18 protein-coding genes are annotated in these 13,911 nt (G+C 30.6%); 16 read left to right on the forward strand and 2 right to left on the reverse strand.

Features of this window, described 5'->3' with window-relative positions; genetic code table 11:
- The 4 genes from ACJDUG_RS12385 (at window position 1) to ACJDUG_RS12400 (ending at window position 2,861) form a co-directional block, all read left to right on the forward strand.
- Window positions 1-660: an accessory gene regulator ArgB-like protein gene (locus ACJDUG_RS12385; RefSeq protein WP_406770193.1), complete on the forward strand. Its 660-nt coding sequence runs from the start codon at window positions 1-3 to the stop codon at window positions 658-660.
- A gap of 5 nt (window positions 661-665) precedes the next feature.
- A complete protein-coding gene (locus ACJDUG_RS12390; RefSeq protein WP_406770194.1) occupies window positions 666-791 on the forward strand; it encodes a cyclic lactone autoinducer peptide in 126 nt (41 codons plus the stop codon).
- 57 nt (window positions 792-848) lie between these two features.
- Window positions 849-2,540: a bifunctional diguanylate cyclase/phosphohydrolase gene (locus ACJDUG_RS12395; RefSeq protein WP_406770195.1), complete on the forward strand. Its 1,692-nt coding sequence runs from the start codon at window positions 849-851 to the stop codon at window positions 2,538-2,540.
- Between the two features lie 144 nt (window positions 2,541-2,684).
- Window positions 2,685-2,861 carry an H-type small acid-soluble spore protein gene (locus ACJDUG_RS12400; RefSeq protein WP_406770196.1) on the forward strand — a complete coding sequence of 59 codons (177 nt, stop codon included), beginning with the start codon at window positions 2,685-2,687 and terminating at the stop codon, window positions 2,859-2,861.
- A 22-nt stretch (window positions 2,862-2,883) separates the two neighbouring features.
- On the opposite strand, the gene ACJDUG_RS12405 is transcribed toward ACJDUG_RS12400, so the two are convergent.
- Entirely contained in the window at window positions 2,884-3,600 is a 717-nt protein-coding gene (locus tag ACJDUG_RS12405) for a Crp/Fnr family transcriptional regulator (protein WP_406770197.1), read from the reverse strand.
- A gap of 114 nt (window positions 3,601-3,714) precedes the next feature.
- Between ACJDUG_RS12405 and ACJDUG_RS12410 the strand changes: the two genes are divergently transcribed.
- Together ACJDUG_RS12410 and ACJDUG_RS12415 are read left to right on the forward strand one after the other, a co-directional pair.
- Window positions 3,715-5,247: a YjjI family glycine radical enzyme gene (locus ACJDUG_RS12410; RefSeq protein ID WP_406770198.1), complete on the forward strand. Its 1,533-nt coding sequence runs from the start codon at window positions 3,715-3,717 to the stop codon at window positions 5,245-5,247.
- Entirely contained in the window at window positions 5,240-6,082 is an 843-nt protein-coding gene (locus ACJDUG_RS12415) for a YjjW family glycine radical enzyme activase (protein ID WP_406770199.1), read from the forward strand. Before ACJDUG_RS12410 ends, ACJDUG_RS12415 begins: the two co-directional genes overlap by 8 nt.
- A 118-nt stretch (window positions 6,083-6,200) precedes the next feature.
- Here ACJDUG_RS12415 and ACJDUG_RS12420 read toward each other — a convergent pair whose 3' ends face one another.
- Window positions 6,201-7,433, reverse strand: a complete 1,233-nt coding sequence (locus ACJDUG_RS12420; protein ID WP_406770200.1) for an MFS transporter — start codon at window positions 7,431-7,433, stop codon at window positions 6,201-6,203.
- A 222-nt stretch (window positions 7,434-7,655) separates the two neighbouring features.
- Between ACJDUG_RS12420 and ACJDUG_RS12425 the strand changes: the two genes are divergently transcribed.
- The 10 genes from ACJDUG_RS12425 to ACJDUG_RS12470 all read left to right on the forward strand — a co-directional run bounded on the left by ACJDUG_RS12425 (window position 7,656) and on the right by ACJDUG_RS12470 (window position 13,909).
- Window positions 7,656-8,837, forward strand: coding sequence for a sensor histidine kinase (locus ACJDUG_RS12425; RefSeq protein WP_406770201.1), 1,182 nt, complete (start codon window positions 7,656-7,658; stop codon window positions 8,835-8,837).
- Window positions 8,818-9,486, forward strand: a complete 669-nt coding sequence (locus ACJDUG_RS12430) for a response regulator (protein WP_406770202.1) — start codon at window positions 8,818-8,820, stop codon at window positions 9,484-9,486. The genes ACJDUG_RS12425 and ACJDUG_RS12430 overlap by 20 nt, the downstream gene beginning before the upstream one ends.
- Before the next feature lie 124 nt (window positions 9,487-9,610).
- Window positions 9,611-9,949 (forward strand): DUF192 domain-containing protein, encoded by a 339-nt coding sequence (locus tag ACJDUG_RS12435; RefSeq protein WP_406770203.1) that lies wholly within the window; start codon window positions 9,611-9,613, stop codon window positions 9,947-9,949.
- Between the two features lie 39 nt (window positions 9,950-9,988).
- Window positions 9,989-10,186 (forward strand): Flp family type IVb pilin, encoded by a 198-nt coding sequence (locus tag ACJDUG_RS12440; protein ID WP_406770204.1) that lies wholly within the window; start codon window positions 9,989-9,991, stop codon window positions 10,184-10,186.
- A 46-nt stretch (window positions 10,187-10,232) separates the two neighbouring features.
- A complete protein-coding gene (locus ACJDUG_RS12445; RefSeq protein ID WP_406770205.1) occupies window positions 10,233-10,427 on the forward strand; it encodes a Flp family type IVb pilin in 195 nt (64 codons plus the stop codon).
- 84 nt (window positions 10,428-10,511) lie between these two features.
- Complete coding sequence (locus tag ACJDUG_RS12450) at window positions 10,512-11,030, forward strand: A24 family peptidase (protein WP_406770206.1); 519 nt, start codon at window positions 10,512-10,514, stop codon at window positions 11,028-11,030.
- The gene (locus ACJDUG_RS12455) at window positions 11,027-11,434 is read left to right on the forward strand and encodes a TadE/TadG family type IV pilus assembly protein (RefSeq protein ID WP_406770207.1); all 408 of its coding nucleotides are present in this window, start codon (window positions 11,027-11,029) and stop codon (window positions 11,432-11,434) included. The genes ACJDUG_RS12450 and ACJDUG_RS12455 overlap by 4 nt, the downstream gene beginning before the upstream one ends.
- 11 nt (window positions 11,435-11,445) lie before the next feature.
- Window positions 11,446-12,366 (forward strand): pilus assembly protein TadG-related protein, encoded by a 921-nt coding sequence (locus ACJDUG_RS12460; RefSeq protein ID WP_406770208.1) that lies wholly within the window; start codon window positions 11,446-11,448, stop codon window positions 12,364-12,366.
- An 8-nt stretch (window positions 12,367-12,374) separates the two neighbouring features.
- Complete coding sequence (gene cpaB / locus ACJDUG_RS12465; protein ID WP_406770209.1) at window positions 12,375-13,073, forward strand: Flp pilus assembly protein CpaB; 699 nt, start codon at window positions 12,375-12,377, stop codon at window positions 13,071-13,073.
- A gap of 32 nt (window positions 13,074-13,105) precedes the next feature.
- Window positions 13,106-13,909, forward strand: coding sequence for a CpaE/TadZ family protein (locus ACJDUG_RS12470; protein WP_406770210.1), 804 nt, complete (start codon window positions 13,106-13,108; stop codon window positions 13,907-13,909).
- Window positions 13,910-13,911: the final 2 nt, after the last annotated feature.

The raw sequence follows: 13,911 nt of genomic DNA on the forward strand, positions 1-13,911 counted from the left end.
ATGGAAAGGCTTACAAATAATATAGCTGCCAAAATTTCCGAGGAATTAAAATTAGATAATGATAAAAGAGACGTAATTGCTTATGGTATGTTTGCCATAATAGATATTGCTTTTTCTATCTTTCTTGTTATTATTTTTGGACTATTTTTTCACGTTACAATAGAGGCGCTTATAGTTTGTCTTACTGGAAGCATTCTACGAAAATACTCTGGTGGTGCACATGCAGCTTCTCCAGGTAAATGTGCTGCAATAACAACTATAGTTTGTATTGGGTTAGCTTTATTTTTAAAACTTCTAATTGCTAATATAATTACTCCAAGTGTATTATATATTCTTGGCATTGTAATTTATGTAATAAGCTATTATCTGATTTATAAGCTAGCGCCTGTTGACAGCCCTTCAAAACCAATTAAGAAGAAAGAAAAAAAAGACAGGATGAAAAAAGGCTCCAGTTTAGTTTTAAGCATTTACACAATACTTGTTATAGCTAGTTTAGGTATTTATTTTTACACGAAAAATAAAAGTTTTTTAGTGTATTCTTCATGTGTTTATGGTGGTACTATGTGGCAGGCATTTACCCTTACAAAAGCAGGACATAGTACAGTGCATAATATGGATAAGTTTTTAAGTCGAATATTTGCATATAAAAAAAGGAGGTGAGCGAAATGAAAAAAAGACTATTAGTAATGGTTGCAGCTGCTGCAACTTTAGTAGCTTCTATTGTAGCATCATCAGCTTGTTTTTTCTTTAATTATCAGCCAGAAGAACCAAAATCCTTAAGAGAAGAATAATTATAAGGTCGGTTATCCGGCCTTGACATTTTTAAATTTTAACAAGGTAGTGAAAGCATGAGCAAAATAGACGATGAAAAAAAGCAGATAAATGATATAGTATCAGTAGTAAAATTAACTTCGCTTTTATTTTCAGGAATGGGTTTTTTTAAATTTATATTTAATTATTATAAAATACCTTTAGATAATTCAAGTTACACATTAACTATGGTTATGGGTATAATTATAATAGTAGTGTTTGTTTTATCACTAGTTTATTCCATTTGGGCTTTTTCAACTACTAAAAAGTTTAATAAAAAATATATTGCACGAATTCAGTTAATAGAAAATTTTATATTTATTTTTATATTCTTGGTCATCATACTTATTACAAATGCACAAGAAAGCGACTTTAAATTTTTGTTCTTATTTATTATTTTAACCACTACTATTCAATCAGGTATGAAACAAGGTGCGGTAATTGCCTTTTTATCTTCTGCCTTAATCTTAGCTATGGATTTAATATATGGACCTCATACAGGCGAAAATATATATTTTGAAAAGGACTTAATAATAGCTGGCGTTTTTGTACTTACTGCATGGACACTCGGTTTTTATGTAAAAACTGAAAGTGAACATATAAGAAAGCTGAAAAACCTTGCAAATGAAGATGGGCTTACTGAAGTGTACAACCATAGATTCTTTCATGAAGCTTTACTTGAGAAAATAAAATCTTATGAAATAGATAAAAAGCCTATTTCATTAATATTTTTAGATATAGATCATTTCAAAAATTATAATGACCTTTATGGGCACCAAAAGGGTGATGAGGTACTGAAAACTATTGGACTTATCCTTAAGAACAATGTGAGAGAGGAAGATATTGTTGCTAGGTACGGAGGAGAGGAATTTTCTATCATACTACCTGCTACATCGGAACAAACTGCAATTAATATAGCAGAAAATATTAGAATTAAAATTCAAGAAACACCTTTTGAAGGGGAAGAGAATCAGCCCCATGGCAAATTAACTGCTTCTATTGGGGTATCGGTTTTTCCTGACAAGGCAAAAAATGATGTTGAGCTAATTAAATCCGCTGATGATGCCCTTTATAGAGCAAAGTTCTTTAATAAAAATAGGGTTGAAGTTTATTATTCAATATTAGATGAGTTAAAAGAAGATATTGAAGATAAGCATATAGATCTTATTACTTCCATTAAAACCTTAATAAGCGTTATTAATGCGAAAGATAGATATACCTATGGTCATGTTGAAAGGGTTGTAGTATACAGCAGAATGCTTGCAGAAAAGCTTAATTTATGTGCTGAAGATAAGAAAAAACTAATTTATGGAGCCTATATGCACGACATTGGTAAAATTAATATAATGGAAGAAATTTTAAATAAGAAAATGCCATTAACTAAAGAGGAATGGGAAATATTGAAGCAGCATCCTGAGAATGGAGTGGAGATAATAAAGCCAGTAGAATCTTTAGACGAAATTGTTCCACTGATATTACATCATCATGAAAGATACGATGGAAAGGGATACCCAGATAACTTAAAAGGTGAAGATATACCTTACCTTGCCAGAGTTTTAACAGTAGTTGACTGTTTTGATGCCATGACTTCAAACAGACCTTATTCAAAAAGGAAAACTCATGATGAGGCTATTGAAGAGCTAAAAACCTGCAGCGGAACACAGTTTGATCCAACGATCGCTGAGGCCTTTATCGAAGTTATTGAAGAAAACAATGCTAAAATAATTTAATAGAAGAAAGAATTCTAGGCAAAATAAAAGTCCAGTGGTTCACTGGACTTATTTTAATTGTAGAAATATCTAAAGTAAGCTTAAATGCATCAAGTATAAAATATTAATTATTTCTAATGATATGATTAAGAGGAGATGATGAGCTTGAAAAAAGAAAGATTAGAAGAAATATTAGAATCTTATGGCATTATAGATGTTACATATAAAAATAATCCTGTTTGGCTTGAGAGTATCGGTACAGACAAAGATGGAGTTATACAAGTAAGAGATTTAAAGACAGATAAAATTATGATGGTAAACATTAGTGACTTAGATGGATAATTATTATTAAAACTTTGAATGACTACAAATTATTAATAGTATTAAAGAGTTGTTCGAGTTTAGTAAAATTATTTTTGCATATAATAATTTCTTGACCCTCTCTATAAATAATACCTTCATTTGTTAATTTGTTTAAATATCTATAAAGTGTTCTTTTATTTATTTGAAGGGAATCTGCAATGAAAGCTTTATTATCATGTATTCTATGTGGCAGACTTTTGCCTAAAACCTTGTTATATAAGTAAATAATTAAATTTTCATAGGATGATACTGATGACTTATATTCTGAGACCATTATGGAGTGGGTCGAAAAATATGCTAAGTATTTTATTATGATAGATGCAATTTGAATATCATTATAAACTGCTTCTAAAAATTTATCTTTATTTACTTTAACGAGTAAAGCTTTAGACAGCGTGATTACAGTGCCTTTATAATAATTTTCACAATTTATAGCTTCAATTAATCCAAAAACTTGAGCTGCCTTAAGAGTGTCAGCTATAATACGCCTGCCATCAAGAGTATAATTTTCAACATAAGTAGTGCCATTTACTAGAATATATATAAATTCTAATTTTTCATTACTCTTAATGATTATAGTATTCTCTTTTAAACTCAATATTTGAATTAGATCAAATGAAAAATCCTTTAAAAAAGCTCTTGTGTCATATAAGGGCTTTTCTTCTTGAGAGAATGAAAATTCAAGTATTTTTTCTAAAGAATTATAAAAATTATTCATAGCGGCTCCTTTTTTATAAAATGTGACAGTTGTCATTTATTTTATAATAGCATTATTGATAAACTATAATCAATAGAAAATGTTATCAATAAATAAGAAACTGGGGGAGTTTAAGTGAAGATTTACAAAAACATTGAAGAAACAAAAGAAGAAGTTTTAAGAACAATTAAGAACTCAGCGCTTACTTATGAGCAGCAAACCTATGGACTTGCTAAGCTGGCTGAAAATCAGCTGCCGTATCCATCTGGAGCTGATGAAAGATTCTTTGAACTTGTTAACAAAGGAATTATCTGTGATCTTGATGAAGGTCATGCACCTTATGCTCCTAGATATATTTTACCTGATTATGAAAAGTTAATTAAGGAAGGTTGTGAATTCCTAAGATTAGAACCTGCTAAAACCTTAACAGATGCAATTAATATACTTTTGGTATTTTATCATCATGTTCCTTCAGTAACAAGATTTCCTGTTTATTTAGGCAGTATTGATAAACTATTAAATCCATTTATTACTGATGAAGTACAGGCAAGAGAACAAATAAAATGGTTCTTAATTCATTTAGACAGAACAATTAATGACAGCTTTTCACATGCTAATATTGGCCCTGAAGAGACCTTAGCCGGTAATATTATTATTGATTTAGAAAAAGAACTTCAAGATGTAACTCCAAATTTAACTATCCTTTATGATAAGGAAAAAACAAGCAATGAATTTGCTTTAAAATGTGTAAGTACCTCCTTGGTTTGTGCAAATCCGGCCTTTGCAAATGACAAGATGTTTAGAGAAGATTTCAATGGAGATTATGGAATTGCAAGCTGCTATAATGGACTTCCAATTGCTGGCGGAGCCTTTACACTTTCAAGACTAAGATTAAATAAAATAGCTTTAAATTCAGATTCTGTAGAGGATTTTTTTCAGGTTAAGCTAGTAGAAGCTATTGATTCTATGACTAAATTTATGGAAAGTAAAATTAGATTTATAGTTGAAGAAACTCCATTCTTCAAATCAAACTTTTTAGTTAAAGAAGAATTCGTAAAGCTTGATAGATTTGTTGGTTTGTTTGGAATGGTTGGAATGCATGAATGTGTTAATAAGCTAATGGAATTAGATAAAAAGAATTTATGCTATGGCAAGGACCAGGAAGCAAATGAATTAGGAGTTAAAATTTTAGATACTATTAAAAAGAGAGTAGATAAATTTGAAAGTAAGTACGGAAAAATATGGGGTAATAGATTTATATTACACTCACAGGTAGGTGCTGCTAACGATGAAGATACTACTGCTGGCGTAAGAATAGCTATAGGTAAGGAAACTCCTCTATATGACCATTTAAAACAAGCTGGAATGTTCCATAAATATTTTCCATCTGGAATAGGTGATCATTTCCCATTTGATCATACAGCAAAGGAAAATCCGCAGGCAGTTTTAGATATCTTCAATGGAGGCTTTGCTTCTGGTATGAGATATATTTCTGCATACCCAGAAGATGGAGATTTAATAAGGGTTACGGGCTATCTTGTAAAGAAATCAGACCTTGAAAAATTAAATAGTGGGCAGCAAGTAAGTTATGATACCATACAATATGCTCAGCAGCCACTAAATGAGTATGGAATCTTTGATAGAAAAGTAAGAAGTACAAATGAATAAAGCTAGAATAAACAAAATAATTGACAGCAGCGTTGTAGATGGTCCTGGAAATAGAACAGCTATTTTTTTTCAAGGTTGTAATTTTAACTGCAAGTACTGCCATAATCCTGAGACTATTAATAATTGTATAAATTGCAAAGAATGTGTCTCTGAGTGCCCAGTTCATGCACTTTCTGTTGTAGAAGGCAAAGTTCTGTGGAAGAAGGAAATTTGTATTGACTGTGATACCTGTATAAAGGTATGCAGATTTAATGCTTCTCCTAAAATACAAAACCTAAGTGTAGAGGAAGTAGTAGATAAAATTAAAAAGAATATGCCTTTCATTCAGGGCATTACAACCTCTGGAGGGGAGTGTACTCTTCAAAAGGATTTCTTAATACCTTTATTTAAGGAAACCAGAAAATTAGGACTTACTAATTTTATAGATTCAAATGGCTCAATAAGATTTTCTGATTATCCAGAACTTATGGAATATACAGATGCTGTAATGCTTGATATTAAGTCCATTGATAATGAGGAGCATATTGAGCTAACCTCAAAAAGCAATGAAATTGTGCTGGAAAATGCCAAGTACTTGGCAAGCATTGGGAAATTATTTGAAATAAGAACTGTAGTTATTGCCAATTATCTAAATAATCGAAAAACCGTTTATGAAATAACCAATATGCTTAAGGAATATCAAAAGGTTAAAGAAATAAGATATAAGATTATTAGATACAGACACTTTGGTGTTAGGGAAGAATATAAGAATATGAAGGCTCCTTCTGAAGATGAAATGAAGAATTTAAAGGAAATAGCTAATAATAATGGATTTTCTAATGTTTTGTTAGTTTAGTTTTTAAGGTTATTACATCAAAATCAAAGAGTCTGCTATGGTGAATCCATAACAGACTCTTTAATATTAAAGCAAACTATTAAAAGGGTAGAATAAATTATCCTTTAAAATATGAATATCAAACTGTTTTTATTTTCATAGATAAAAACAAATTAATTACAGCTATAAGTGCTGCAAATAAAAAAACAAATTGATAACCTAGTTTAGACCATAAAAGCCCTCCGAAAAACGGAATGGTCATTGCAATAACATGGTCGAAGCTTGTACCTGCAGATAGGGTAGGAGTTACATCCTCTGGATGTACTGCTATTTTTTTAATATAGGTAGACCTAGCCATTTCAACAACACTCATAGAATTATCTATTATGTAACAGGCTGCAATTACTACGACAGCTATACTAGTAGGAAATAATTTAGAAGCAAAGGAATAGCCCATACATATAACTATTAATACTATAGCTTCAAGTGAAAGCACGAATCTTTCACCTTTTATATCTATAGCATTTCCTATTGCAGTTCTAGTAAGTATACTTAAGGTAGCTACAATAAATCCAAGTATGGCAAAGGTTGGTGGACTTAGATGATATTCTTGAATTAATACCCAGGGGGCAAAGGTTAAAAATATTTGCTTTCTCGCACCATTTACAGTACATAATATATAATATAAGGTATATTCCTTTCTAAAGACAAATTTCATTTTCCTAGCAGTTTTTTTATTTTGCTTCATTAGTCCAAGTATAAAAGCAGCAAATATATAAAAGATAGAGGCAATAATAAAGGCAATTTTATAGGTGAGGCCTAAATAATTAAAACCAATCCATACAATTGCATAACCTATTATTGTGGCAACAAGATTATAGGCATTAAATTTTCCAAGTCGCATACCATATTTTTCTTTATCAGAAAGATCCATGCCTATTCCTGCAGATAAGGGCATGAAAATATGAGTTCCAAGGCTTAATAGCATCATCCACACAAGCATTCCTGCAAAACTTGGAGAAAATAGCCCAAGACCAAGCATTCCTAGGGAAGCAAAACACATACCAACTATAGCCATTCTTATATCTCCTAAAAAGGATAATATACCTAAAACAATAACTATGAGTGCACCTGGCAGTTCCCTTGGGAATTCAACTATTCCTCTTGCTGAAGCTGAGAGCTTGTACACATCACTTAAAAAATTATTAAATATAGTTGAATTGATACCACTAGCAATTCCTGTAAATAAACCAACTATTAGAAATAAAGTAAAGTCTCTATCTACACTAAAATTGTGTAAGAGCTTATTAACTTTAATTTTAACTAAATAGTCGGTGTTGGTATTTTTTAATAACTTAAAATTTTTCCCCATAATATATACTCCTTTACATCAACTTAGTTAAGTATATAATAGAAATTGAAACTAATCAATTTAGTAATAACTGCACAGTATTTATTTTTTTGCCTTTTTTGTGTATAATTTTAATTATTAGTTAACAAAAATGTATTAAATTATTAATATTTTCAAGTCACATTAGATATTACTATTACAGTTAATATAATATTATTAATATTTTAATTAAGGTGTGATAAAGTGAGAAAAGAAGATTTCAATATTGAGACTATTAATAAAATTACAAAAAAAATCATAGGTGAAATAGGCTCCAGCAGAGAATCCATAGTTGAAATTGCAGAATCCTTAAGAAAAGAATATGAAAAGCTAAAATATGAGCTAAGTGAAGTTAAGAGTAGAATGGTAAATATAATTCACGAAGTAGATAACCTTGAAAAAGAGGATAAGGCAATGAGACAAAAACTTGCAGAAGTTTCAGCAAACTTTGATAAATATACTGAACTTGATATCAAGTATGCTTATGAAGAGGCTTCTGAAGTGAGGATACAATATTTTGGTAAGCAAAATGAGGAAAAAAATTTAAGAGACAAAAGGACAAGCCTAGAAATTGCACTAAGGCAATCACTTAAAAATATTAATCAAGCGGAAAAAGTTGTTAATCAAGTAAGTATTGCTTTAGGATATTTAGAGGGGGATTTATTGCCTGTAATAGAAAGTTCAGATAAGAGTTCTGAAATGTATATGGGTATAAAAATCCTTGAAGCACAGGAAAATGAAAGAAAGAGAATAGCTAAGGATATACATGATGGACCTGCGCAGCATATGGCAAATGTAGTAATGAAGGTAGATATATGCGAGAAATTTATAAAGAAAGATGTTGAGAAGGCACTTTCTGAACTTTCTGATTTAAAGGAAGCAGTGAAGGTAGCTCTAAAAGAAGTTAGAAGTATAATTTATGACTTAAGACCCATGCTTCTAGAAGAGGTAGGATTAAATCAAACAATTAATGATACTGTTCATACAATTCTAAAAGAAACAAAGATCGAAGTTGAATTTATATTAAAACCTATAAAAAAAGAAATTGAACCAATTATTCAGGTTGCTGTTTATAGAATTCTTCAGGAAGTCTTTAACAATATTAAGAAACACTCAAATGCAAAACATACAAAAGTAAAATTGGATTTTGGAACTAAATATTTAATGCTTATTATTTCAGATGATGGTAAAGGTTTTGATGTAAAGGATACATTAAAAAGAGTGAGAAGTAATGCTGAATCCTTTGGACTTATTGGAATCTATGATAGAGTTTACCAGCTTCAAGGTGAACTTAAAATAAAATCTTCAGTTGGAAGCGGAACTACTTATATTGTTAAGCTGCCAATAAATAGAGAGGTGATAAAGGATGATAGAAACGGAGATTAATGTATTAATAGCTGATGACCATGAGTTAATTAGAGAAGGCCTTAAAAAACTTATTAGTTTGGAAGATGATTTGAAATTGGTTGGAGAGGCTTGTAATGGCGAAGAAGCACTAAAGATAATTAAGTATATAAAAGTAGATGTTATGGTGCTGGACTTTAATATGCCTAAACTTAATGGTATAGAGGTTATGAAAATGCTTAAAGAAAAAGGAAAGGATATTAAAGTAATTATTCTCACTATTGAAAATGAAAGAAGAACCCTAAATAATGCTATTGAAATGGGTGCTGATGGTTACGTGCTAAAGGAATCTAGTGGCATAGAAATAGTCAATGCCATAAGGACAGTATATGGTGGAGAAAAGTACATCGATAAATCTCTAGTTTCTTTACTTTTTTCACAAATAAAAAAGAAAGACAATGTGGTGCAAAATATTATAGATTCTTTAACAAAACGTGAAGTGGAAATTTTAATAAAGATTTCAAAAGGCTTGAGTAATAAAGAAATCGGACAAGAGCTGTTTTTATCGGAAAAAACTGTAAAAAATTACATATCAAATATTTTTAAGAAAATTAATACCGATGATCGAGTTAAGGCTACAATCTTCGCACTAGAAAATAGGATAGAAAGTTATTATAATTCCATATCATAGAAAATTAGGGACTAAGGTCCCTTTTTTTTATGACTTAATTTGGAAATAATATGACTATTGCAGTCTATTAAGTTTGTTTAATGGAAATTATAATAGAATTATTGGAGGAAGGAATTGAAAACATATGATTAAAAATATAACAAAAAATGAAAATATATGTAAAGATGTATTAATTGCCAATAACTTTTTTAAAAGATTAAAAGGTTTAATGTTTACAAAGGAGATGTCACCAGATACATCTATGTACATTAGCCACTGTAATCAAATACATACTTTTTTTATGAATTACAATATTGATGTCTTATATCTTAACAAAAACAGCATAATCGTAGAAATTGACGAAAATATGAAACCTGGAAAAATAGGAAGAAAAGTTAAGGATGCAGTATCAGTAGTTGAACTTAAAGGTGGTACTATTTCAAAAACTAATTTAAAAATTGGACAAGCAGTTATAATTTATTAAAAAAGAATAGCTCTACCTGTAAAATAAGGAGGTGAACATATGTTAAAGCTTGTTAATAGATTACTAAATGAAGAAGAAGGACAAGGCATGACTGAATATGCATTGGTATTAGGAGTTATTACGATAGCAATCATAACAATTATCTCAACTTTCAGTGGAAATCTTCAAGCTGCTTGGACTCATAGAGTTAATTTAAGTAATGAACTAGTGAAAAATACATCACCACCAACTCAATAATAAAAAATAAAAAATAGACAAATAAAAATTTTAGGAGGAAAAAATTATGTTAAACATGGTTAAAAGATTAATGGTTGAAGAGGAAGGACAAGGTATGACTGAATATGCATTAGTATTAGGAGTAATAGCTATAGCATGTATTGGACTAATAACAACTTTCAGTGGACAAATTCAAGCTGCTTGGACCAATATTACTAATAATTTAGGAGCTAAAATATCATCTGGAACAGCAGCTCAATAATACAAAAAATTAAAAAGCAAAAAGATTTTCTTAGATAATAAGGCTCTGCATTTTGTAGAGCCTTTAAAATAGGAGGTTAGAGTGTTGATATTTAATATCCTTCTTATTATAACTTTAGTAGCATGCTGCATAACAGACTTAAGAGTTAGAAAAATATATAATAAAATTATTTTTCCAATCTTATTTTCTGTACTATTACTACAGTTAATTCTTAATGGATTTTCTGGATTAAGGGTTTCACTCCTTGGATTTGCCTCTGGTATTGCAATCCTTATTATACCATTTATATTAGGAGGCCTTGGTGCAGGTGATGTAAAACTTTTAGCACTTATCGGAGCTTTAAAGGGAGGTATTTTTGCCATAAATACAGCCCTGTATATGTGTATAATAGGTGGAGCAATTGCACTTATAATAATAATATTTCATAAAGAAACCATAAACTTTTTTAGAAGCTTTATTTACTTTTTAATAGGACTCATTAGTGGATATCGATGCAAATTAGTATTTTCAACAACACCATTTATGCAAAAATTCCCTTACAGTATAGCAATTGCAGGTGGTGCACTTATAAGCCTTTTATCAAAGGGGGCAGTTATTATATGAAAAAGAAAAAAGGACAAGCTCTTGTAGAGACAGCATTAGTAGTACCAATCTTAATATTATTTATTTGTATGATCATAGATACTGGAAGAATTATCTATGCCGAATCAAGGCTAAATCTAATATGCCAAGAATCTGCACGTATTGCTAGTCTTGGAGGAGTTAACGACGTATATACCTATGCTCATAACAAGCTTGATTCAGCTTCAGCAGATACACTTAATGCAAATGTACTTTATAGCAAACCTAATTCAACAACAACTACAACAGATGCTTCTCTAAATAAGTCAGGAAATTTTGTAACCGTTGATTTAAGTGTTAAATTACAATATATTACACCCTTAGCGAATCTTATTTTACCTTCTCCGTTTGTTGCAACAGCTAAATCTACAATACGTATAGAATAGAGGTGGTTAGGTTGATAAAAAAATTTAAATTATTAAAAGAAGAAGATGGAGTAGGCTTAATATGGTTTGCTCTAACCTTTGCGATAATCATATTTATTACAGGTTTAGCAATCGATGGCGGAAGGCTATATTTAAGTAAAATTGAGCTTAGAAAAACTGCAGATGCGGCTGCATTATCTGGAGCTTCAGAACTTACAGGAACTAGTACATCAATTACTAATATTGTAAATGAAATACTTTCTGCAAACAATGAACAAAGCAGCTTAAAAGCTTTAGATATTAAACCAAACGGGGAATACAAAGTCAAAGTAACCCTTGAAAAGAATGTTCCTTTGTATTTTATGAAAATTTTTGGTTTTAATAATACACCTGTGGATGTTTCTTCTACTGCGGCAATTTATCCTATGGTTGAAACCTCTGGAGCAGTACCCTTTGGTATCAATAAAGATACTATATTTGACTCTAATACATTGTACACTTTAAAAGTAGATGCTGGAGATTCTACAGCTGGTAATTTTGGTATATTAGCACTTGGTGGTGTAGGAGCAGATTTATACTCTGATAATCTAAGATATGGTTATAATCAAGATATTCATGTTGGACAGATTATTGACACACAAACAGGAAATATTCAAGGGAAAACAGTAGATGGAGTTAATTATAGAATTCAAAATTCCCCCTATGCAGCATATGATGAAAGTCATAAAGATGATCCTAGAATAATTAAAATATTGGTTTATGAACCTTATGAAGCTTCAACAAATCAGTTGAAATCAATTAAAATAACTGGATTTGCTTATTTTTATTTAGCAGAGCCAATGGGATCTAATGATTCTGCAGTGAAAGGTTATTTTATAAGGCAAACTGGAGCAGGCACAGGAAGCAGTGATGTAGCAGATAATGGTGCTTACGCAGCAAAATTAGTGGAGTAGGTGATTATATGAAATCAAAGTTTATATTAATTGGGGCATTGGTATTCGCTATTGTTACAACCTTTTTATTTAGCAACTACGTTAAAAACTTAGATAATAAGTATAAAAATGATAAGAATCTAATAAACGTTGTTGTCTTAAAACAGAATATAAAAAAGGATCAAAAAATTACAAGTGACTTACTTGAGTTTAAGGCCTATAGCGTGAATTCAATAATTCCAGGGGCAATAAAAAATATTAAGGATATTGATGGGAGCTATGCCCTTGTGGATATGAAAGCTGGGGAACAGCTTTTTATAGATAGATTTTCAAATCAAACAGATGAAAGTTCATTTTTATCAAGAAAAGTTAAGGAAGGAAACAGGGCAATATCTATCGAAGTAAATTATGTAGAATCAGTTTCTACTTTTATAGAACCTGATGATTATGTAGACGTAATTTTTAGTGAAAAAGCAAAAGATGGAACTATTAATACACAGACCATTTTAGAGAATATACGAGTTTTAGCTGTAGGAAAGAGAATGGAGGAGTCCACAGATGCAGCAGCGAGTGCTAAAAGTACGACTCAAGGTGCAGCAAATACTACTCAAGCAGAATATAATTCAATAACCTTAGAATTGAATCCTGACCAGATTAAAACCATCGATAACGCTGATGAAAGAGGAAATCTAAAATTTGTTTTACGAAGTAAATTTGAAAAGAAGTAATTAAAAGAAATTACTAGGAGGAGCCCGCAAATATGAAAGAGGAAATTGATAAAAAACTAGGTAAAATGGCGGTTTTTGTAAGTAGTAAAGGGGGAGTGGGTAAAACTGTAGTATCAGTTAATGTGGCAGCAACTCTTGCTTCCAAAGGCTTTTCCACCTGTATTGTTGATGGTAGTTTTCAGTTTGGAGACGTAAATCTAGCTCTTGATATACAACCAAGATATACAATTAGTGATTTGGCACAAAAGGATGAATTAGAAAATATAAGAATTTCAGATTATCTATATAATCATGACAGCGGATTAAAGGTACTATCTGCACCACTAAAGCCAGAACTAGCTGACTTAATAACTCCAGACATGATTCCAGTAATATGCGATAAATTACGGGAAGATAATGAATTTTTCATAGCAGATCTTACAACCGGTATTTCTGAAATAAATTTAAATTTCATAGAAAAGGCAGACTTAGTTTTTATAGTTACGGATTTAGAACTTTCTGCCCTTAGAAATACGAAAACAATGCTTAGAACCTTTGAAAAATTAAATATGGAAAGTAAACTAAGAGTAATAGTAAACAGATCAGACACCGAAACCTTAACAAAGGCATCACAAGTTCCAGACATACTTGAGACTAATGACATTATATATGTAATGAATAATTTTAAAGTGGTTACCAAATCCCTAAATATAGGAATTCCTTTCGTAATTAGCAAACCAAATGAGAAAATAACCTCGGATATAATTTCTATTACCAGGGAATTTAACATGGAAAATTCACAAAACAGAAGAAGGAGAAAAAGAAAAGGCGGGTTAATGGGAATCTTAGCACGATAAGA

The organism is Candidatus Clostridium stratigraminis (assembly GCF_045310675.1).
Classification (GTDB): Bacteria; Bacillota; Clostridia; order Clostridiales; family Clostridiaceae; genus Clostridium_AT; species Clostridium_AT stratigraminis.

Bases quoted from the DNA above. Each gene is read 5' to 3' on its own strand.
- ACJDUG_RS12385 (WP_406770193.1), top strand. From the start codon at position 1: ATGGAAAGGCTTACAAATAATATAGCTGCCAAAATTTCCGAGGAATTA.
- ACJDUG_RS12390 (WP_406770194.1), top strand. From the start codon at position 666: ATGAAAAAAAGACTATTAGTAATGGTTGCAGCTGCTGCAACTTTAGTA.
- ACJDUG_RS12395 (WP_406770195.1), top strand. From the start codon at position 849: ATGAGCAAAATAGACGATGAAAAAAAGCAGATAAATGATATAGTATCA.
- ACJDUG_RS12405 (WP_406770197.1), bottom strand. From the start codon at position 3,600: ATGAATAATTTTTATAATTCTTTAGAAAAAATACTTGAATTTTCATTC.
- ACJDUG_RS12415 (WP_406770199.1), top strand. From the start codon at position 5,240: ATGAATAAAGCTAGAATAAACAAAATAATTGACAGCAGCGTTGTAGAT.
- ACJDUG_RS12420 (WP_406770200.1), bottom strand. From the start codon at position 7,433: ATGGGGAAAAATTTTAAGTTATTAAAAAATACCAACACCGACTATTTA.
- ACJDUG_RS12430 (WP_406770202.1), top strand. From the start codon at position 8,818: ATGATAGAAACGGAGATTAATGTATTAATAGCTGATGACCATGAGTTA.
- ACJDUG_RS12435 (WP_406770203.1), top strand. From the start codon at position 9,611: ATGATTAAAAATATAACAAAAAATGAAAATATATGTAAAGATGTATTA.
- ACJDUG_RS12440 (WP_406770204.1), top strand. From the start codon at position 9,989: ATGTTAAAGCTTGTTAATAGATTACTAAATGAAGAAGAAGGACAAGGC.
- ACJDUG_RS12445 (WP_406770205.1), top strand. From the start codon at position 10,233: ATGTTAAACATGGTTAAAAGATTAATGGTTGAAGAGGAAGGACAAGGT.
- ACJDUG_RS12455 (WP_406770207.1), top strand. From the start codon at position 11,027: ATGAAAAAGAAAAAAGGACAAGCTCTTGTAGAGACAGCATTAGTAGTA.
- cpaB (WP_406770209.1), top strand. From the start codon at position 12,375: ATGAAATCAAAGTTTATATTAATTGGGGCATTGGTATTCGCTATTGTT.
- ACJDUG_RS12470 (WP_406770210.1), top strand. From the start codon at position 13,106: ATGAAAGAGGAAATTGATAAAAAACTAGGTAAAATGGCGGTTTTTGTA.